This window comes from Candidatus Alistipes pullistercoris, from assembly GCF_027665465.1.
Taxonomy (GTDB): Bacteria; Bacteroidota; Bacteroidia; order Bacteroidales; family Rikenellaceae; genus Alistipes_A; species Alistipes_A hominis.
Window position 1 is genome coordinate 62028 of sequence record NZ_JAQDED010000005.1, and the last position, 18575, is coordinate 80602.

The 18575-nt window shown below is 56.8% G+C and carries 13 protein-coding genes; 7 read left to right on the plus strand and 6 right to left on the minus strand.

Features of this window, described 5'->3' with window-relative positions; translation table 11 throughout:
- Positions 1–78 precede the first annotated feature (78 nt).
- The 3 genes from PGR91_RS08470 to PGR91_RS08480 all read left to right on the plus strand — a co-directional run bounded on the left by PGR91_RS08470 (position 79) and on the right by PGR91_RS08480 (position 5936).
- A complete protein-coding gene (locus PGR91_RS08470; protein WP_055205129.1) occupies positions 79–678 on the plus strand; it encodes a lipoprotein signal peptidase in 600 nt (199 codons plus the stop codon).
- Positions 679–786: 108 nt separating this feature from the next.
- Positions 787–3237 (plus strand): TlpA family protein disulfide reductase, encoded by a 2451-nt coding sequence (locus PGR91_RS08475; protein ID WP_118655785.1) that lies wholly within the window; start codon positions 787–789, stop codon positions 3235–3237.
- Between the two features lie 236 nt (positions 3238–3473).
- Positions 3474–5936, plus strand: a complete 2463-nt coding sequence (locus tag PGR91_RS08480; RefSeq protein WP_118655787.1) for a TlpA family protein disulfide reductase — start codon at positions 3474–3476, stop codon at positions 5934–5936.
- An 84-nt stretch (positions 5937–6020) separates the two neighbouring features.
- On the opposite strand, the gene PGR91_RS08485 is transcribed toward PGR91_RS08480, so the two are convergent.
- The 5 genes from PGR91_RS08485 to nadC form a co-directional block, all read right to left on the minus strand.
- The gene (locus PGR91_RS08485; RefSeq protein WP_118655788.1) at positions 6021–6359 is read right to left on the minus strand and encodes a DUF4491 family protein; all 339 of its coding nucleotides are present in this window, start codon (positions 6357–6359) and stop codon (positions 6021–6023) included.
- Between the two features lie 11 nt (positions 6360–6370).
- The gene (locus PGR91_RS08490; protein WP_118655790.1) at positions 6371–7462 is read right to left on the minus strand and encodes a hypothetical protein; all 1092 of its coding nucleotides are present in this window, start codon (positions 7460–7462) and stop codon (positions 6371–6373) included.
- 15 nt (positions 7463–7477) lie between these two features.
- Complete coding sequence (locus tag PGR91_RS08495) at positions 7478–8284, minus strand: hypothetical protein (RefSeq protein ID WP_118655792.1); 807 nt, start codon at positions 8282–8284, stop codon at positions 7478–7480.
- A 75-nt stretch (positions 8285–8359) separates the two neighbouring features.
- Positions 8360–10543: a S9 family peptidase gene (locus PGR91_RS08500; protein ID WP_259336712.1), complete on the minus strand. Its 2184-nt coding sequence runs from the start codon at positions 10541–10543 to the stop codon at positions 8360–8362.
- Between the two features lie 12 nt (positions 10544–10555).
- Positions 10556–11419 carry a carboxylating nicotinate-nucleotide diphosphorylase gene (gene nadC, locus PGR91_RS08505; RefSeq protein WP_055205131.1) on the minus strand — a complete coding sequence of 288 codons (864 nt, stop codon included), beginning with the start codon at positions 11417–11419 and terminating at the stop codon, positions 10556–10558.
- 414 nt (positions 11420–11833) lie between these two features.
- Here nadC and ilvD point away from each other — a divergent pair, with 414 nt between their 5' ends.
- From ilvD to ilvC, 4 genes are all read left to right on the plus strand, one after another.
- Positions 11834–13648, plus strand: a complete 1815-nt coding sequence (gene ilvD / locus PGR91_RS08510; protein ID WP_081032582.1) for a dihydroxy-acid dehydratase — start codon at positions 11834–11836, stop codon at positions 13646–13648.
- Between the two features lie 106 nt (positions 13649–13754).
- Positions 13755–15467 (plus strand): biosynthetic-type acetolactate synthase large subunit, encoded by a 1713-nt coding sequence (gene ilvB / locus PGR91_RS08515; protein ID WP_055205132.1) that lies wholly within the window; start codon positions 13755–13757, stop codon positions 15465–15467.
- 21 nt (positions 15468–15488) lie between these two features.
- Positions 15489–16001, plus strand: a complete 513-nt coding sequence (gene ilvN, locus PGR91_RS08520; RefSeq protein WP_118655794.1) for an acetolactate synthase small subunit — start codon at positions 15489–15491, stop codon at positions 15999–16001.
- A gap of 35 nt (positions 16002–16036) precedes the next feature.
- Entirely contained in the window at positions 16037–17086 is a 1050-nt protein-coding gene (gene ilvC, locus PGR91_RS08525) for a ketol-acid reductoisomerase (protein ID WP_055204626.1), read from the plus strand.
- A 199-nt stretch (positions 17087–17285) separates the two neighbouring features.
- Here ilvC and PGR91_RS08530 read toward each other — a convergent pair whose 3' ends face one another.
- Positions 17286–18251, minus strand: coding sequence for a Dyp-type peroxidase (locus PGR91_RS08530; protein ID WP_118458953.1), 966 nt, complete (start codon positions 18249–18251; stop codon positions 17286–17288).
- Between the last annotated feature and the right edge of the window lie 324 nt (positions 18252–18575).

Consider the following 18575-nt stretch of genomic DNA (forward strand, 5'->3'; position numbering starts at 1 on the left):
TGTCTGCTTTTTGTTTGCGGGTTTGTCTTTTCCAAAAAAATAGACAATCTTTGCAAATCTTAAATGAGCCCCTTCACGATGAGTAAAAAGAAGATTATCCTGTTGATCGTCGCTTTGCTGGTATTCGACCAGATCGTTAAGATTTGGATCAAGACGCATTTCATGTTGGATCAGAGTGTGACGGTTTTTCCGAATTGGTTTTTCATCCGGTTTATCGAAAATCCGGGAGCCGCGTTCGGATTCGAGTTGGGGGGTAATTACGGGAAGTTGATACTCAGTGTTTTCCGTCTGCTGGCGATCGGTGCTTTGGGGTATTATATTTTTTATTTATACCGGAAAAAGGCGCCGGCCGGCGTTCTGGCGGGTTTCTCGCTAATCTTTGCCGGAGCGCTCGGCAACGTGCTCGACAGCGCGTTCTACGGGCTGTTGTTTTCCGAATCGACCTTTACGAGCGTCGCCACTTTCCTGCCCGAAGGCGGCGGTTATGCCGGATTTCTGCACGGCAAAGTCGTGGATATGCTGTTTTTCCCGATCGTGGAGGGCGTTTTCCCGTCGTGGATTCCCGGGGTGGGAGGGGAGCCGTTCCTGTTTTTCAGCCCGATCTTCAACTTCGCCGACAGTTACATCACCGTCGGCGTCATCTACTTGTTGCTGTTCCAGCGTAAATATTTCAAATAATTCGCGGCGGAGTGTCTTTTTTTGTCGCAAAGCGGTTTTTTCGGCGTATTTTGCTATATTTGTGATACGTCGGCATGTGCCGGTGCCCGAACCTAAAACTGCTCTGTCATGAAAAAGAATCTGCTGGCAGGTCTCCTGTTGCTGTGGGCTTGTAGCGTTTACGGACAGAAACGGATCGTCGATCCCGTCCGGAGCGATTTCTCCTATGTGGCGAAATTCGACCGCGTCGAAATCACCGGTAAACGGACGGTGGCCGAAGTGACGTTGCGCTATCTCCCGAATTACTGGATCCGGTACGATTCGCTGACGACGTATCTGCAAGATTGCGGCAGCGACCGGCGGTACCGGTTGTTGGCCGCGGAAGGCTTCGAACTCAATAAGGAAGTGTATATGCCCGAATCGGGCGAGATGAAAGCCCGTTTCATTTTCGATCCGGTCGATGCCGATGTACATTGCGTCGATTTCATCGATCCGAGCTGGAAAAAATCGCATAATACGTACGGAATTTTTCTGGAGAGATCGGAGAAACCTTCGGTACTGCCGGATTGGGCGTCGGGAAACTGGTTGACGACGGACGGTTCGAACCGGTGGGTCTGCGGTTTTCTGCCGCAGACGGCGGTGTGGTGGAACGATTTCTGGGATTACGGAACGGTGACCCGTAAAGGAAAAACGCTGTGGGTGCAGCTTAAGAACGGCGATCGCGATACGACGCTCTGCCTGAAGGAAGGGCGCGACGGCGCGTTGTTGCTCGGCTCCGACGGCCGTACGTTCGCGACGCTGGGCCGCGACTTGGTGCGCCGCACTGCGCCGGCGGCGGAGTGGAAATACGATCCGGAAAAATACAGGGACGTCCTGTACGGTAAAAAGAAAGCGGTGATCCGCGGCGTGATCGACGGCTATACCCCGAAGCTGGGTTATACGACCGGTTCGTTGGGCGTGACCGACCACGTCCTGCGCCGGGATTCTTATTCTCTGATCGAAATCCGGCCCGACGGACGGTTCGACGTGGAAGTGGAGGTGGAAGCTCCGCAGGCATTGTATATGCAGATCGGAGAAGACGTCTCCGGTTATGTATTCGTGGCGCCGGGCGATACGCTGATGTGTTATTACAGTATAACCGATTTGCAGAATCCCCGGCGACATGGATATGAACAGATATGGGATTGTTCCCGGTTCATGGGAGGTTCGGCGCCGCATAACCAGTTTTATTTAATCGCCCAACGGATGATGCCCAATCCGTGGGGCGTTTACGACCGGATGAGCGAATGCATCGAGAAGGACGCCTCGGACGAATTCAGGGCGTGGATCGACGGGCGGCTCCGTCAGGTGGACGATTCGTTGGCGGCGCTGTCCGCCCGCTATGAATTTTCCGCCCGGACGCGGGATCTGCTGTACGCGAATTTCCGGACGACCGAATACCGGAACCTGCTCAATTACCAGATGCGGCATTCCGATCGCCGGTATACCTACTCGCAACGGCCCGACGGAACCTATAAGGCGACGCCGAATCCCGATTACCGGCCGCTGCCGAAGTCGTTCTGCGATTTTATGACGATGGATTTCGTCGACGATCCGCTGATGATCGCGACAACCTGCTTTGCCGAGGTGATCAACCGGCTCGAATACGGCCCGGCCATGTTCGTAGGCGCCGCATACAACGGGTTTAATAAACGATACGACTCCCTCGGGATGAAAGCGGTCGCCGATGTCGGCAAGCGGATGAAAGCGTCGATGCCGGAGCCGACCCCGCATCAGATGGCTACGCTGGATTCGTTGATCGCCGGGAAAAGGGATTCCGCCGGATTGGCCGGGCTCGATACTATCGTCATCCGCCGTTTCCGGGCTTTGGAGCAGGATTTTTTGAAACGGGAGATCGCTCGGATCAGGTCGGAACAAGAACGGTCGCTTTACCGGGCCGCTTTCGACACTTTGCGCAGTTACGGATTGGATCGCTGCGTGGCTTACGATTATACGCTCGCACGCTGGTATGCCGGTCAAGGTGACAGACTGGAGAATGACAGCGCCCGACTGGAGGAGGTAGCCCGGCTGCTGCCCTATGTCAAAACCCCGTACGTGACCGGTAAGATCGTGCAGTCGTATGCTTCGGGTTGCGAAACCCGCCGGACGCAGGAGCGGCAGAAGCCGCGGACGAAGGCCGACGAATATTTCGACGAACTGATCGCGCCCTACAAGGAAAACGTACTATTCCTCGATTTCTGGTCGACGGGTTGCGGGCCGTGTCGCAGCGGCATGATCGCGGCGAAACCGGTCGTCGAAGAGTTGAAAGATTTGAAAATCAAGTTCCTTTATATTACCGACGAATCGCAGTCGCCGGTCGAGGTTTACGACCGTTTTTTGACGGAGAACGGGATCGGGGGAGAGCATATCCGGGTTACCCGCGATCAGTGGAACCTGCTGAAAGCGAAATTCGACATCGGCGGAATCCCGCATTACGCCGTAGTCGATAAACAGGGGCGCATCGTCGATAATAACGGGTGGTGCAGGATAGGGCCGAAACACTGTAAAAGTAAATTGCTGAAGCTGGAGAAAGAGCCTTGACGACGATCCGGATCGGGTGGCGGGGGAGCGGCGTAGCAGTAGAAACCGACGTTCCGTGGCATCGATAGCGGCCCGGTTATTCGCTGTATTTGTTGCGCAGAAAGAGAAATGTTTTAAAAGACAATCCGAAAGAGTTGTCTTTTTGTGTTATGAAATAGCTTTTTCAGGATATTTTTATTAAATTTGTTTAGCGTCCGGATTCCGGACGGAAACCTGCAAATCTAAAACGATGCGATATGAAAAAGAGTTTGTTGTCGGGATTGTTTTTGTTGCTATGCTGTGCGGCTTGGGGACAGAAACGTACGGTCGATCCGGTGCGGAACGATTATGTTTACGTCGTGCGCTTCGACCGGATCGAAACCACAAAAGAGCGGACGGTGGCCGAGGTGACGTTACGCAACGATCCCGCTTCGTGGATCCGTTACGATACGGGATGTTATCTGCGGGAACGCGGCGGCGACCGGCGGTACAGACTGCTGGCGGCCGAAGGGTTCGAACTGGGTAAGGAGGTTTTTCTACCCGCTCCCGGCGTGTCGAAAGCGCGGTTCGTTTTCGAACCGCTGGATGCGGATGTGCGTTGCGTCGATTTTCTCGGCAGACAGAAACCGCTCGAAAATACGTACGGCATTTGGCTGAAAGATGCGCCGTCGCCGCTTCCGGCGTGGGCTGCGGGTCATTGGATGACTTCCGACGGTTCGAACCGGTGGGTCTGCGGTTTTCTGCCGCAGACGGCGGTGTGGCGGAACGATTTCTGGGATTACGGAACGGTGACCCGCAAAGGGAAAACGCTGTGGGTGCAGCTTAAGAATGGCGATCGCGATACGACGCTCTGCTTGAAGGAAGGGCGCGACGGCGCGCTGCTGCTCGGCTCCGATGGCCGTACGTTCGCGACGCTGGGCCGCGACCTGGTGCGCCGCACTACGCCGGCGGCGGAGTGGAAATACGATCCGGAGAAGTACCGGAACGAGCTGTATCGTCCGGGCACGGCCGTGATCCGGGGTATTCTGGAAGGGTATACGCCGCAGTTCGGCTTTACGTCGGGAACCCTGATGTCGTACGATCCGATAACGCGCCGGGATTGCGCGGCGCTGATCGAGGTGCTTCCGGACGGCCGTTTTTCCGCCGAAATCGAAACGGAACATCCGAAGACCTTGGTGATGAGCCTGGGACCCGGAACGATCAGGAATTTGTACGTCGAGCCGGGCGATACGCTGATGTGCCGTTTCGTGATGTCGGATCTGCAGAATCCTCAGTGCAGATCGGGAATGAAGGACTGGAGCCGGTCGCGGTTTATGGGCCGCGCGGCCGAATACAATATGTACCGGATGATCGCCGACCGAATCGTGCCGGCGCAAGACAGCGTTTACGGCCGGACTCAGGAGTGCGTCGGGAGAGGGGCTGCCGACGAATACAAGGCGTGGATCGCCGAACGTTTTCGCCGGACGGAAGATTCGTTGTCGGCTCTGGCGGCCCGTTACGAAATAAGCGGCCGGACGCGGGATCTGCTCTACGCGGAGCATAGTCAGCGGGCATTTTGTAATTTGTTGGACTATGCGTCGGCGAATCAAAATTCGAAAATCATAAACGGTCGGTTGCGCGACGACGGCGTTTACGAGGCCGAGAGGAATCCCGATTACCGGCCGCTTCCGGCGTCCTTTTACGATTTCGTTACGATGGAGCGGGTCGACGATCCGCTGATGATTACTACGTCCGATGCGAATTCGGTAATCAGCCGGCTTGTCGTCAGCAGTCCGGTGATGAATATAGGCCGTATCGCAGACGCATTTTCCGCATTCAGCGGTCTGTTCGGGCCGGGGCTGATCGCGTATATCGCCGGAAAGGTGCGGGAAGGATGTCCCGACCTGACTCCCGGGCAGCGGGCCGAGTTGGACAGCCTGCCGTTCAAGAGCCGGGGAGAGTCCGTCTCGATCCGGGATACGATGATCAGTCGTCGCTTCGTGGCTTGTCTCAAAGAGTTCAACGCGCAGCGGGCGAAAGAGCAGGCGCGGCTGGATACGCTGCGCGAAAAATACATGTATGCGAATGCGTTCGATACGCTGCGCCGTTACGGATTGGACCGTTGCCTGGCTTACGATTACGCATTGACCGGTTATTTTTACAGCCTCGTGTCGCAGCAACAGCAAAACGAGAATTTTCGGTTGGATCTTTTCGCGGAAATGACCCGGTTGCTGCCGTATGTCGGGACGCCGTACCTGACCGGTCGGATCGTGCGGGCGTACGAAGAAGCCTCGTCGGTCGTAATCCGGCCGGTCGAAAAAGACGAGCCGCGAACCAAAGCCGACGACTATTTCGACGAGCTGATCGCTCCGTACAGGGGATACGTGCTATACATCGATTTCTGGGGCACCGGATGCGCTCCGTGCAGGCAGGGGATGGTTGAGGCCCGCCAAACGGTCGAAGAGCTGAAAGATTCGAAAATCAAGTTCCTATATATCACGTCCGAAGGAATATCCCCGCTTGCGGCTTACGATCGGTTCCTTTCCGAACGCCGGATTCAGGGCGAGCGCCTGAGGCTGTCCGACGATCAGTGGAACTTGCTTTGTACTAAATTCGACATTTACGGGATTCCGCACTGCGTTGTGGTCGATAAGCAGGGACGGGTGGTCGATAACAATCGATGGAGCCGTTCCGGTCCCGCGCTTTGTAAAAGCAAGTTGCTGGAACTCGAAAAGCAGTGATCGTTTCGGGCGGGATTACCGTTTTCCGGCGAAAGTAATAAAGAAGTCCCCGGTTTAAATTAGAAACCGGGGACTTTGCCGTTTTTACCGTTTTTCTTCTTCCGTCCGGCATACTTGTTTCGTCCGGCGTTTCGGGTTGGCCGGGAACCAGCCTTTGCGGACGCGCTCTTGCTGTTCGAACAGTTCCTTGATCGTCCAGAACGACGAGAACGCGAACACGCCGGCCAGCGCGGCGATCAGTACGTTGTCGGTCAGCAGCGACCAGGCGATCCCGCCGATTCCGAGCACGAGGAAAATCCACCAGCATCCGGTTCCCCAGTAATATTCGGCTTTGACGACTACCGGGTGAAACAGTCCGATAATCAAAAAGGTGGCGATCCCGATGACCAGTCCCAGCAAATGATATTCCGTTAAAAATTCCATATTGTTTTGTTTTACAAGTATTTTTGTTCTACGTAAGTTTCGATCGCCTGTTCCGTTTTTTGTTCCAAGACGTCGAGTTCTTCGCGTAGCAGCATGATTTTTGCGTCCGCGTTGATGTCGAGGTACCGGGCAAGCTGGGTGACTTCCCCTTCCGGCAACAGTTTCCGCTGCCGCCGGAAGTCGGTCGCTATCGTTTTCAGCAACCGGAGCTGGAATTCGAACGATCCGATCTGTTCCGGAACCGTTTTTCCCTTCCTGCAAAGCTGCGCCCGATAGCGGGCTACGGGGATGGAACCGCATCTTTCGAGCGACTCCATCGGGAAGGGCCGCCCGGTACGGATTACCTCGCGGATAATCAAATCGTATACCCTTTTGTTGATCTGCAGTTTTTTGCGCTCCGTCGCGCGGCAGAGCGAATCGACCGATCGGAGCCGTATCCGTGCGAGCAGCGAATCGTTCGCCGTCGGGATCGGTTGCACGTAGCGACTCCATTGCGGAGTCCAGAGCGCGGCCGCTGCGATCTGTTTTTTATCCAGCAGCCGACACAGGGCGCCCAGTTCCAGCGCGAGTCTCCGACGTTCGTGGCTTTTTTCCACGACCCGGTTCGTGTTCTCCGGCCCCAGGATGTATTCCGTGTTTATCGGCCGCCCGTGCGCCCGAAAATCTGCATACAACGTCCGGAGCACGGCCTTTTTGAATACGAGTTCCAGCGAGTCCGTTTCGTCCGGAACGGCCCGGTAACGGCAGGAGAGGGAAAGGAGACTGTCCCTGCGTCGCTGGGCGGCCGGATAATAGCTCCGGTCGAACGTCTGCAACGAATCGACGGCCCGGACGTAATCGTCCAGATCGTCGTATCCGAGGCACGGGAACGGAAGCCGGATGTAAGGCTGGTCGGCAACCGTGAGCTCCGCGATCCCCTCGGTGAACAGGATCGCGTTGATCCGCAGCCTTTTGCTGTCTATGTCTTTTTGGAGTGAGTCCCTGACCGATCTCAGGTGCAGAATGCATGTCTTGCGTTCCGGCGAAAAATCGTCCGGATTTTCGGCCCGGGCGTGCGGGAACAGCAATACGAACGGGAAGATCAGGCAGATCGGGATTTTCATGGCTGCGGCGGATTATTATTTTCGCTCGTCCTGCAGACGGTACAGATCCTGCCGGGTCAGCCACAGGGCTTCGCGAGCTTCTTCCAGCGAGGCGATGGCCTGCCGCAGTTCGTCGCTGTATTTCATTTCCATCTCTTTGTCGGGAGACAGGTATGTGGCGAGATCCGATCCGATGGCTTCCGCGTCTTTCTGTATTTTGTTCTGTAAGTGAGGAACCGGAAACGGCGGAACCTCCCGGTTTTGCCTGCGGCAGACCGCAGCGACGGTGCGCAGCAGCGCGGTGTTCGATTCGAGCAGCCTGCGTTCGCGGATCTCCCGCTTCCAGCGGTATTCCTCGGAGGTGTGCGACAGGCGGGTGAATATCAGTTCCTGCCCGGCCTTCAGGCGTTCATAGTCCGGTTTCCCGTCCTTTTCCGGAAGGTGTCGCATCAGCGACAGGTAAGCCGAGTCCTGCATCAGCACCTGGCGCAGTTGTTCCTCCGCATCGTCGAAAGCCCGGCGATAGGCCTTGCAGGAGTCGATTTTCAGGTTGTAGGATGCGATGTCGAAACGATAGTCGGCCAGCGAATAGACCGGGGCGATGATCCCCTTGCGGTAAGCGATTTCGGTGGCTTCTTCGAACACGGCCCAGCCCAGTTCTTTTTCCATCTGACGCACCGTGTCTTCGAAACGGCGGACTTCCCTTTGCAGAGAATCCGTTTTTGCGGAAACGGATGAAGATGCCGTCTTTTCGGCTGCGGGAGAATCCGTGATTCGCGGGCTGAACGACAAGCACAGGCAACCCAGAGCGATCAATCCGGCAACGGCTGCATTTGTTTTCATGCTTTGCAGGGGTTAGGTTATCTTCCTGCAAGGTAACGAGTTTTTGCCGCATCGCCAAACGGCCGGGGCGTTTTTTTACAGATTTTCTTTTACGAATTCGATGCACCGTTCCAACAGGTGGTGCCGCGCATTGCCCATGCTGTGGTTTTTGTCCGGATAGATCCGCATTTCGAACGGTTTGCCGTGCGCGGTCAGTTGGGCGGCCATTTCGTAGGTGTTTTGAATGTGCACGTTGTCGTCGGCCGTGCCGTGCGCGATCAACAGTTTTCCTTCGAGCCGGTCGGCGAAACGGATCGGAGAATTGTCGTCGTAGCCCGACGGATTGTCCTGCGGCATGCCGTTATAAATTTCGGTGTAAACCGTGTCGTAGAAACGCCATGAGGTGACCGGCGCTACGGCGATCGCTATGCGGAACACGTCGTTGCCTTTCAGAATGCAGTTCAACGCCATGAACCCGCCGTAACTCCAGCCGTAAATGCCGATCCGCGACCCGTCCACGTAAGGCAGCGACCCCAGGTAGCGGGCCGCTTCGATCTGGTCTTCGGTTTCGTAGCGTCCCAGTTGCCGGTACGTGCATTTGCGGAACGATTCGCCGCGGAACCCGGTTCCCCGGCCGTCGACGCAGGCGACGATATAGCCTTGCTGCGCCAGCACGTCCGTCCAGTCCATCGTCCAGCGGTCGGCGACCTGCTGCGATCCGGGACCGCTGTACTGGGTCATCAGCACCGGGTATTTTTTCGCCGGGTCGAAATCGCCGGGCCGCAGCAGATAGCCGTTCAGTTCGATGCCTTCCGAATTCCGGAACGTGAAAAATTCTTTGACCGGTACGCCCTGCTCCACCAGCGTATCCCGTAGCGCGGCGTTGTCTTCGAGCGTGCGGATCAGCCGGCCGTCGGCGGCGTGCAGCGTGATCCGCTCCGGCGTCTCGACGTTCGAAAAGTAACTGATGTAGTAGCGAAACCCTTCGGACGGCAGGATGTTGTAAGTGCCGTCGCCCCCGGTCAGCCGTTTCTTATCCTTGCCGTCCAGTCGGACCGCATACAGGTCGCGTCTGAGCGGCGAGGTTTCGGTGGACAAGTAGTAAACCCGGTCGTCGGAGACGCCCAGCATCGCCGTGACTTCCCACTGTCCGTCGGTCAGTTGTTTCAGAAAGCCTTTGCGGATGCTGTGCAAGTACAGGTGCATGTAGCCGTTCCGTTCGCTGCGGACGACGAAACGGTCGCCGTCGGGCAGGAACGTGACGGTCGACCGGTCGGCGTGTTCGACGTAGCGTTCGTCGCGTTCGTCGTAAACGACGCGCGTCGCGCCGTTGCGGTCGCTCAATAACACTTCGAAGTGATTTTGCAGCCTGTTCAGCCGGTAGAAAGCCAGCTCTCCGGACGGCGTCCACAGCAGGCGCGGAATGTATCGGTCGGTTTCGCCGCCGGTATCGATCCGGACGGTTTCGCCGGTTTCCAGATCGTGGCAGTAGAGTTCGACGATCGAGTTTTCCTCGCCGGCCTTCGGGTACTTGAACGTGTAGTTTTCCGGATACAGCTTCCCGTCGAAACGGTTCATATTGTACTCCCTGACGCGGCTTTCGTCGAACCGCAGCCAGGCGATCCGCCGTCCGTCGGGCGACCATTCGAACGCCCGCGCGAAGGCGAATTCCTCTTCGTATACCCAGTCGGGGATACCGTTGATGATGTGGTTCTTCCGTCCATCGGAGGTAATGCGGCGTTCGGCGCCGTCCGCGAGGTCGGCCACGAAAAGGTCGTTGTCGCGAACGAAGGCCACGCGGTGGCCGTCCGGCGAGAAGGCGGCCTGTTGCTGCGGCCCGCCCGTCGAAAGCCGCCTGAGCGATCCGTCTTTCGTATCGAATATCCAGTATTCGGCCGTGAACGAACGGCGGTACACCGGTTTTACGTCGGTCGACAGCAAGATGCGGGTTTCGTCGGCGCTGAACCGGTAATCCGTAAAGTCTATCGACGGGGTGGCTGTCGCGCGGTCGAAAATCACGGCCAGCCGTTCGCCCGTCCGGTAGCTGTATCGGACGATGCGGCCGCTGTCGACCGCCGTATAATGTTCGCCGTCGCGCATACTGCGGACGCCGCCGACGGTTTTCGGCGTGAACAAACCGCCGCGCAGGTCGGCGTAGTCGAAGCGGCCCTGGGCCGCCGCACCGGGATTCAGGATAAGCGCAGCCATCGTAATCAGGAAAAGTAAACGTCCGGCGTATCGTCCGCGCCGGGACAGGTCATACCGCGTTTCGAAATTCATCGGCAAAAGAGATTATTCGCCGGCCTTACACGCTTTCAGGCTCAAGTCGAGGCTCTTGATTTGGTGCGTCAGCGCGCCGACCGAGATGAAGTCTACGCCGCATTCGGCATATTCGCGCAGGTTTTTCAGCGTGATGCCGCCCGACGATTCGGTTTCGTACCGTCCGCCGATCAACGCGACCGCCTCGCGGGTCGTCTCCGGCGAGAAGTTGTCGAGCATGATCCGGTCTACGCCGCCTACCGAGAGCACTTCGCGGATGTCGTCCAGCGATCGCACCTCGACTTCGATCGGGATATTTTTGCCTTTCTCTTTCAGGTAGGCCTGCGTCTTGCGGATCGCCGGCGTGATGCCGCCGGCGAAGTCGATGTGGTTGTCCTTGAGGATCACCATGTCGAACAGTCCGATGCGGTGGTTGCCGCCGCCGCCGATGCGGACGGCCATCTTGTCCAGCACGCGCATGCCCGGCGTGGTTTTGCGCGTGTCGATCACCTGTGTTTTGAGCCCGTCCAGTTCCTGGACGTAAACGGCCGTCTGCGTCGCTACGCCGCTCATCCGCTGCATGATGTTCAGCAGGATGCGTTCGGCCTGCAACAATGAGATCAGCCGTCCTTCGACGTAAAAGGCGATGTCGCCCGGTTGGACGCGCGCGCCGTCGTCGAGCCGTTTTTCGAATTTCGCTTCCGGATCGAGCCGGCGCAGCACGGTTTCGGCGACTTCGACGCCGGCCAGGACGCCTTCCTGCTTGACGAGCAGCTTCATCCGGCCGCGTTCGTCGTGCGGGATGCACGCGAGCGACGAATGGTCGCCGTCGCCGATGTCCTCGCGGATGGCCAGTTCGATCAGGTCGTTGACGAACGGGATATATTCTTCCTTCATGTTCTTTTCGATTATAAGTTTATAACGCAGCAAAGGTAAAAAAAAATACGTATGCCGCTGTTTTTATCGGCCGCCGTCCGTCCGGTTCGCTTTGTATGGGCCGATCCGCCGTATTTTCCGGATTCCGTGAATTTTCGAAGCCGAAGGAATTGTGGTTCACCCTCAAAAAAGCGGGTAATAATTTTTATTGTTTTTTAAAAAGTTCTACCTTTGCTCGATCAACGGACGCCCAGGCATTTCGTAACCGGTTTGTTATAGTGCCCGGATGTCTGTTAACCGGTTGGATGATAACGATATGATCGGCGTTATGCCGGTTTGAGCATCATAGGCGGCGCGCGGAACGAAGACCGGAAACAGGATTCTTTCGCTTATTTTGCCGCAGTACATTAGGGAAGAAACAAGAAAACGAAAGTTATGAAAAATCTCAGAAGCAGTGTCTGTACCACGGGACGGAAAATGGCGGGAGCCAGAAGTCTCTGGAGAGCAAACGGAATGAAGGAAGAACAGTTCGGACAGCCGGTGATCGCCGTCGTCAACTCGTTCACTCAGTTCGTCCCCGGGCACGTGCATCTGCATGAAATCGGACAGCAAATCAAAGAGTGGATCGCCGAAGAGGGCTGTTTCGCCGCCGAGTTCAATACGATCGCCATCGACGACGGGATTGCGATGGGACACGACGGGATGCTCTATTCGCTGCCGTCGCGCGACCTGATCGCCGATAGCGTCGAATATATGTGCAACGCGCACAAGGTGGACGCGATGATCTGCATTTCGAACTGCGACAAGATCACCCCGGGGATGCTGATGGCCGCGATGCGGCTGAACATTCCGGCCGTTTTCGTGTCGGGGGGGCCGATGGAGGCCGGACGGCTCGGCGACCGCGCTTACGACCTGATCGACGTGATGGTCAAGGGAGCCGACAAGGATTTTTCGGACGACGATTTGTCGAAGCTCGAACGCGCCGCTTGTCCGACTTGCGGTTCGTGCTCCGGTATGTTTACCGCCAACTCGATGAACTGTCTGACCGAGGCGCTGGGGCTCTCGCTGCCCGGTAACGGAACGGTGTTAGCCACGCATAAACTGCGGACGGAGTTGTTCCGCAAGGCGGCCAAATTGATCGTCAAGAATGCCAGGGAATATTATTTCAACGATAACGAAGCCGTATTGCCGCGGTCGGTCGCTACGCGCGCGGCCTTCCTGAACGCGATGTCGATGGATATCGCGATGGGGGGGTCGTCGAATACCGTGCTGCACCTGCTGGCGGTTGCTCAAGAGGCCGGCGTGGATTTCACGATGAGCGACATCGACATGCTGTCGCGCCGCGTGCCGGTGATCTGCAAAGTTGCGCCGAACACGCCGCTGTACCATATTCAGGACGTCAACCGCGCCGGCGGAATCCTGAGCATTCTCGGCGAGTTGAACCGAGGGAAGCTGCTCGATACGGCCGTCGTCCGCGTCGACGGAATGACGCTCGGCGAGGCGATCCGCCTGAACGACCTGCGCAGTCCGGACGTTGCCGACGAGGCGAAGACGCGTGCGCTGGCCGCTCCCGGCGAACGTTTCAACCTGAAACTGGGTTCGCAGGATACGAGATACCCGGCGGCCGATACCGACCGCGAGAAGGGATGTATCCGCGACCTGGAGCATCCGTACCTGAAGGACGGCGGACTGGCCGTACTGTTCGGCAACATCGCCCGCAACGGCTGCATCGTCAAGACGGCGGGCGTCGACGAGTCGATCCTGCGTTTCGAGGGCAAAGCCCGCGTATTCGAATCGCAGGAAGAGGCCTGCGACGGTATTCTGGGCGGTAAGGTGAAAGCCGGCGACGTGGTGGTGATCCGTTACGAAGGGCCGAAAGGGGGCCCCGGTATGCAGGAGATGCTGTACCCGACTTCGTACCTGAAGTCGGTGAACCTCGGCAAGGCGTGCGCGCTGATTACGGACGGTCGTTTTTCCGGCGGTACGTCGGGACTGTCGATCGGGCACGTTTCACCCGAGGCCGCAGCGGGCGGCGACATCGCGCTGGTAAAGGACGACGATACGATCCTTATCGATATACCGAACCGAACGATCAATGTAGAACTTACTTCGGAGGAGCTCGATATGCGCAGGCAGGCGATTGTCCGCTTCGAACCCGTGGAGCGCAACCGAGTCGTCAGTCGGGCCCTTAAGGCCTACGCATCGATGGTAACATCGGCCGACAAGGGCGGAGTACGCGAAAACATTTAGCAACACGTTGTTCGGGGAAACAGCCTTGTAATAGCAGAATCGTTTTCGGAATACGTTCCGGGCGGTTGCGGTTGTTTTCCGATGGTTGAATTTTAATACGTTCATTATGTCCAACAAACAAAAAATAAAAGGGGCCGAGGCTCTCTTACTGTCGCTTATAGCCGAAGGAACCGATACGATATTCGGTTACCCGGGCGGTCAGGTAATCCCGATTTACGATCATCTGTACCATCATACCGATCGGTTGAATCACATTCTCACGCGCCACGAACAGGGCGCCGTACATGCCGCGCAGGGTTATGCGCGCGCCACCGGCAAGGTGGGCGTTTGCCTGGCTACGTCCGGCCCGGGCGCTACGAACCTGGTGACCGGGATCGCCGACGCGATGCTCGACTCGACGCCGATCATCTGCATTACCGGGCAGGTGCCTTCGACTCTGCTCGGAACGGACGCCTTCCAGGAGGCCGATACGATCAGCATGACGATGCCGATTTCGAAATGGAATTTCCAAGTGACCAAAGCGTCCGAAATTCCGGGTGCGATCGCCAAGGCTTATTACATCGCCCGCACGGGACGTCCCGGGCCGGTGGTGATCGATATTTCGAAAAACGCTCAGGTCGAGGAGTTCGATTACAGTTATAAACCGTGCATTTATTTGCGCAGCTACAAGCCGCATCCGGAGGTTGATCCGAAAGCGATCCAGCGGGCCGTCGAAATGATCAATGCGGCCGAACGTCCGCTGCTGATCGTTGGACAGGGCGTAAAGCTCGCCGGCGCGGAGACCAAGTTGCTGGAGTTCGCCGAAGCGGCCGGAATCCCGATGGCGCAGACGCTAATGGGTATTTCGACCGTGCCGAACAGCCATCCGCTGTTCATCGGTATGCTCGGTATGCACGGCAATATCGCCGGTAACCGGATGACGCAGCAGAGCGATCTGATCGTGGCCGTCGGTATGCGTTTCAGCGACCGGGTGACCGGTAACGTGAAGCAGTATGCGCCGAATGCGAAGATCATCCACGTCGATATCGATCCGGCCGAACTGGGCAAGAACGTGGCCGTCGAACTGCCGATCCATGCCGACGCCGGCGACGCGTTCGACGCGCTGAAAGTGGGCATCCGGTATAAGGAGCGCGCCGAATGGATTGCGATGGCGGAAGACTACCATCGACGCGAATACGAAGTCGTCGTGAAGCCGAGCACCGATCCGCAGGGCGTCCGTATTTCGATGTACGACGTGGTCAGCACGCTGGCCGAGGCCGAAAAGGCCGATGCGGTGATCGTAACCGACGTGGGACAGCACCAGATGTTCAGCGCCCGCTATTCGAAGTTCAATCGTACGCGCAGTTTCATTACGTCCGGAGGGCTCGGCACGATGGGATTCGGGCTGCCCGCCGCGATGGGGGCGAAACTCGGCGTGCCCGACCGCGAAGTGGTCGTGATGATGGGCGACGGCGGGTTTCAGATGACGATGCAGGAGCTTGGGACGATCATGCAGAACAAGATCGGCGTCAAGATGATCGTGCTGAACAACCATTACCTCGGTATGGTGCGCCAATGGCAGCAGTTGTTCTTCGAAAAGCGTTATTCGTACACGAGCCTCGAAAACCCGAAGTTCACGATGATTGCCGAGGCGTACGGGATTCCGAACCGTCGCGTGACGCAGTTGTCGGAACTGAAAGGGGCGATCGACGAACTGGTGAAGGCTCCGGGAGCCTATTTCCTCGAAGTGGACGTGCTGTCCGAGGAGAACGTTTTTCCGATGGTGCCGGCCGGCGCATCGCTGTCGGATCTGATCGCCAAGGAACCTGACAAAAAGTAGAACCTAACGGAGTTGACAGTTATGATTAAGGAATATATCGTTATCGCATTTACGGAGAACCAGATCGGGGTGTTGAACCGGATTACGGCTCTCTACCTGCGGCGTAAGATCAACATCGAAAGTCTGAAAGTATCGGAATCGTCGATCAAGGGAATCAGTATGTTCGTGATCTCGGCTTTTACGACGCAGGAGGTTATCGACAAACTGGCCAAGCAACTGCGTAACATCGTCGAGGTGATCCAGGTGGAATACTATTCGAATGACGAGTTGATTACGCAGGAGATCGCGCTCTATAAACTTTCGTCGAAGATTTTCAAGGAGAGCGGCACGGTGGACATGATCGTCCGCGAGTGGAGCGCCCGTATCATCGAGATGAACCCGGCGTACGTAGTGGTCGAGAAGACCGGCACGCGCGAGGAGATCGAGAGCATGCGCACGGAGCTCGAAAGCCGGGGAATCCTGATCGAGTTTACGCGTTCGGGCAGCGTGGTGCTGCACCGCGAGCCGAACGGAAACGGATTGAACGAACTATAACAAACTTATAAATCGATTTTTAAAAACAGAAAATCATGGCAAAAATGAATTTCGGGGGAGTTGTGGAGAACGTGACCACACGTGAAGAGTTCCCCCTGAGCAAAGCGCTCGAAGTGCTGAAGAACGAAACCATCGCAGTGATCGGATACGGCGTTCAGGGCCCCGGACAGTCTCTGAATCTGAAAGATAACGGATTCAACGTGATCGTCGGCCAGCGTAAAAATTCGAAGACGTGGGACAAAGCCGTTGCCGACGGCTGGGTTCCGGGAAAGACGCTGTTCGAAATCGAAGAAGCCTGCGAAAAGGCGACCATTATTCAGTACTTGCTGTCGGACGCCGCTCAGATCGCCGTATGGCCTTCCGTGAAAAAGCACCTGACGGCCGGCAAGGCGCTCTATTTCTCGCACGGTTTCGGCGCTACCTATTCGGATCGCACCGGTATCGTTCCTCCGAAAGACGTGGACGTGATCATGATCGCTCCGAAAGGTTCGGGTACTTCGCTGCGCCGTTTGTTCCTCGAAGGTCGCGGTTTGAACTCAAGCTATGCCGTTTTGCAGGATGCTACCGGCCGCGCTATGGAACGCGTGATCGCGCTGGGTATCGGCGTGGGTTCGGGCTACCTGTTCGAAACGACTTTCAAACGCGAGGTTTATTCCGACCTGACCGGCGAACGCGGTACGCTGATGGGCGCTATCCAAGGTATTTTCGCCGCGCAGTACCAGGTGTTGCGCGAAAACGGCCACACGCCGTCGGAAGCCTTCAACGAAACCGTTGAGGAATTGACCCAGAGCCTGATGCCGTTGGTAGGCGAAAACGGAATGGACTGGATGTACGCCAACTGCTCGACGACCGCACAGCGCGGCGCCCTGGACTGGTGGAAGCCGTTCCGCGACGCGACCCTGCCGGTGTTCAAGAAACTGTACGCCGAAGTGGCTGCCGGTAACGAAGCGCAGCGTTCGATCGACTCGAACAGCAAGCCGGATTACCGCGAAAAGCTGAACCAGGAGCTCAAAGAGCTGCGCGAAAGCGAAATGTGGCAGGCCGGTGCGACTGTCCGCAGCCTGCGTCCGGAAAGAAACAAATAATCCGTTTCGGACTGTTTCGTTTTTAAAGCGATCCCGCCGACGGCGGGATCGCTTCGTCGTTTTATAACAGTGCGTTTTCTCGCCTGAAATTCGGCCGGATCGTTTGCTGTTCGGGTGAGGGGAGTCGTTTATAAAACGAAAGACGCGTCGCATCGTGCGCGTCTTCCGGATGTTCGTCCCCGTTCGGAGCCGGTAGCATTTATTCGCCGAGCGTTTCGAGCAGGTCGTAGGAGGGTGCGAAAAACAGCGTGCCGGTTACGGCGGTACTGAAATCGAGCAGGCGGTCGGTATTGCCTGCCGGATCGCCGACGAACATGTTTTCCAGCATCCGCCGCGTGGTGGAGAACGTTCCCGCATAACCGATGAAATAGGTGCCGTATTCTCCTTTGGAGGTGTTGGCGAAAGGCATGTTCGCCCGTACGATCTTCAGGTCGTTGCCTGCGCTGTCCTGGATGTTGGTCACGGCATTGTGAGCGTTGGCGGGTTTCTCCTCGTCGGAGAGTTCCACGTCGTTGAATTTTTTCCGGCCGATCGTTTTTTCCTGTTCCTCGACCGGCAGGGCGTTCCATGCGTTCATGTCGTGCAGGTATTTCTGCACGAAAATGTAGCTGCCTCCCGCAAATCCGGAATCTTCATCCCCGATTACGGCGAACTCGTACGGATTTTCGTCCACGGCCGGGTTTTCGGTGCCGTCTACGAATCCGATGATCGCCTTGCCGTCCTGATACCTGAAGCCGTGAACTTCGTCAATGGGGTCTACGGTTCCTTTCAGCTTTTCGTCGATGATGGAAGCGAATTCGAAACAAACGCCCATCTGCCTGCCCCGGATGTGGAAAAACAGGTCTCCGGGCGTGGAAACCGCCGTATGCCTGGCGCCTTTGATCTCTTGGAACGTTTCGAGTTCCCGCGGTTTCGGCCGTTCCGGGAAAAGACGGCTCCATGCGTCGGCCCCGAATCCCATCGTACAACTGAACTGCATGTCGGGGAATCGGTTGCGTATGCTGCGGATCATGGCCGAGAAATTGGCGCACAAATCTTTTATCCGGTCTGCCGTCCGGGGCGTTTCTTTGAGTCCGTACACGATGAAGACGGCGTTCTCGCCCGCTCTTTCGGTTACGTCTTGCGGTATGTTTCCTGCGATCGCAGGGGGCGTGTTTAAATTCATATCATTAGGATTAACGGTTGATCGCGCATTTGCCCCGGTTGCCGCGTACAGGGCGCTGGGGATCGAAAGATACGAAAGAAGGACAAAAAAAACAATGCTTTCTTTCGCTTTCCAAAGCTGAAAACAATACCGGATTCCGGAATGATTCATGGCCTTTACGATTTGATATGCCGCGTTTTACGGACGACGGAACGGTCTTTTCGGGAATTGCCGGTTCGTCCGCTGTTTTTGCGTTCCGGTCGAAACCGATCGCGTGCGAACCGATGCTCAATCGTTCTCCCGACGGGACGGTTCAAAAATCGAAGATATGGAATTTATCGTAAT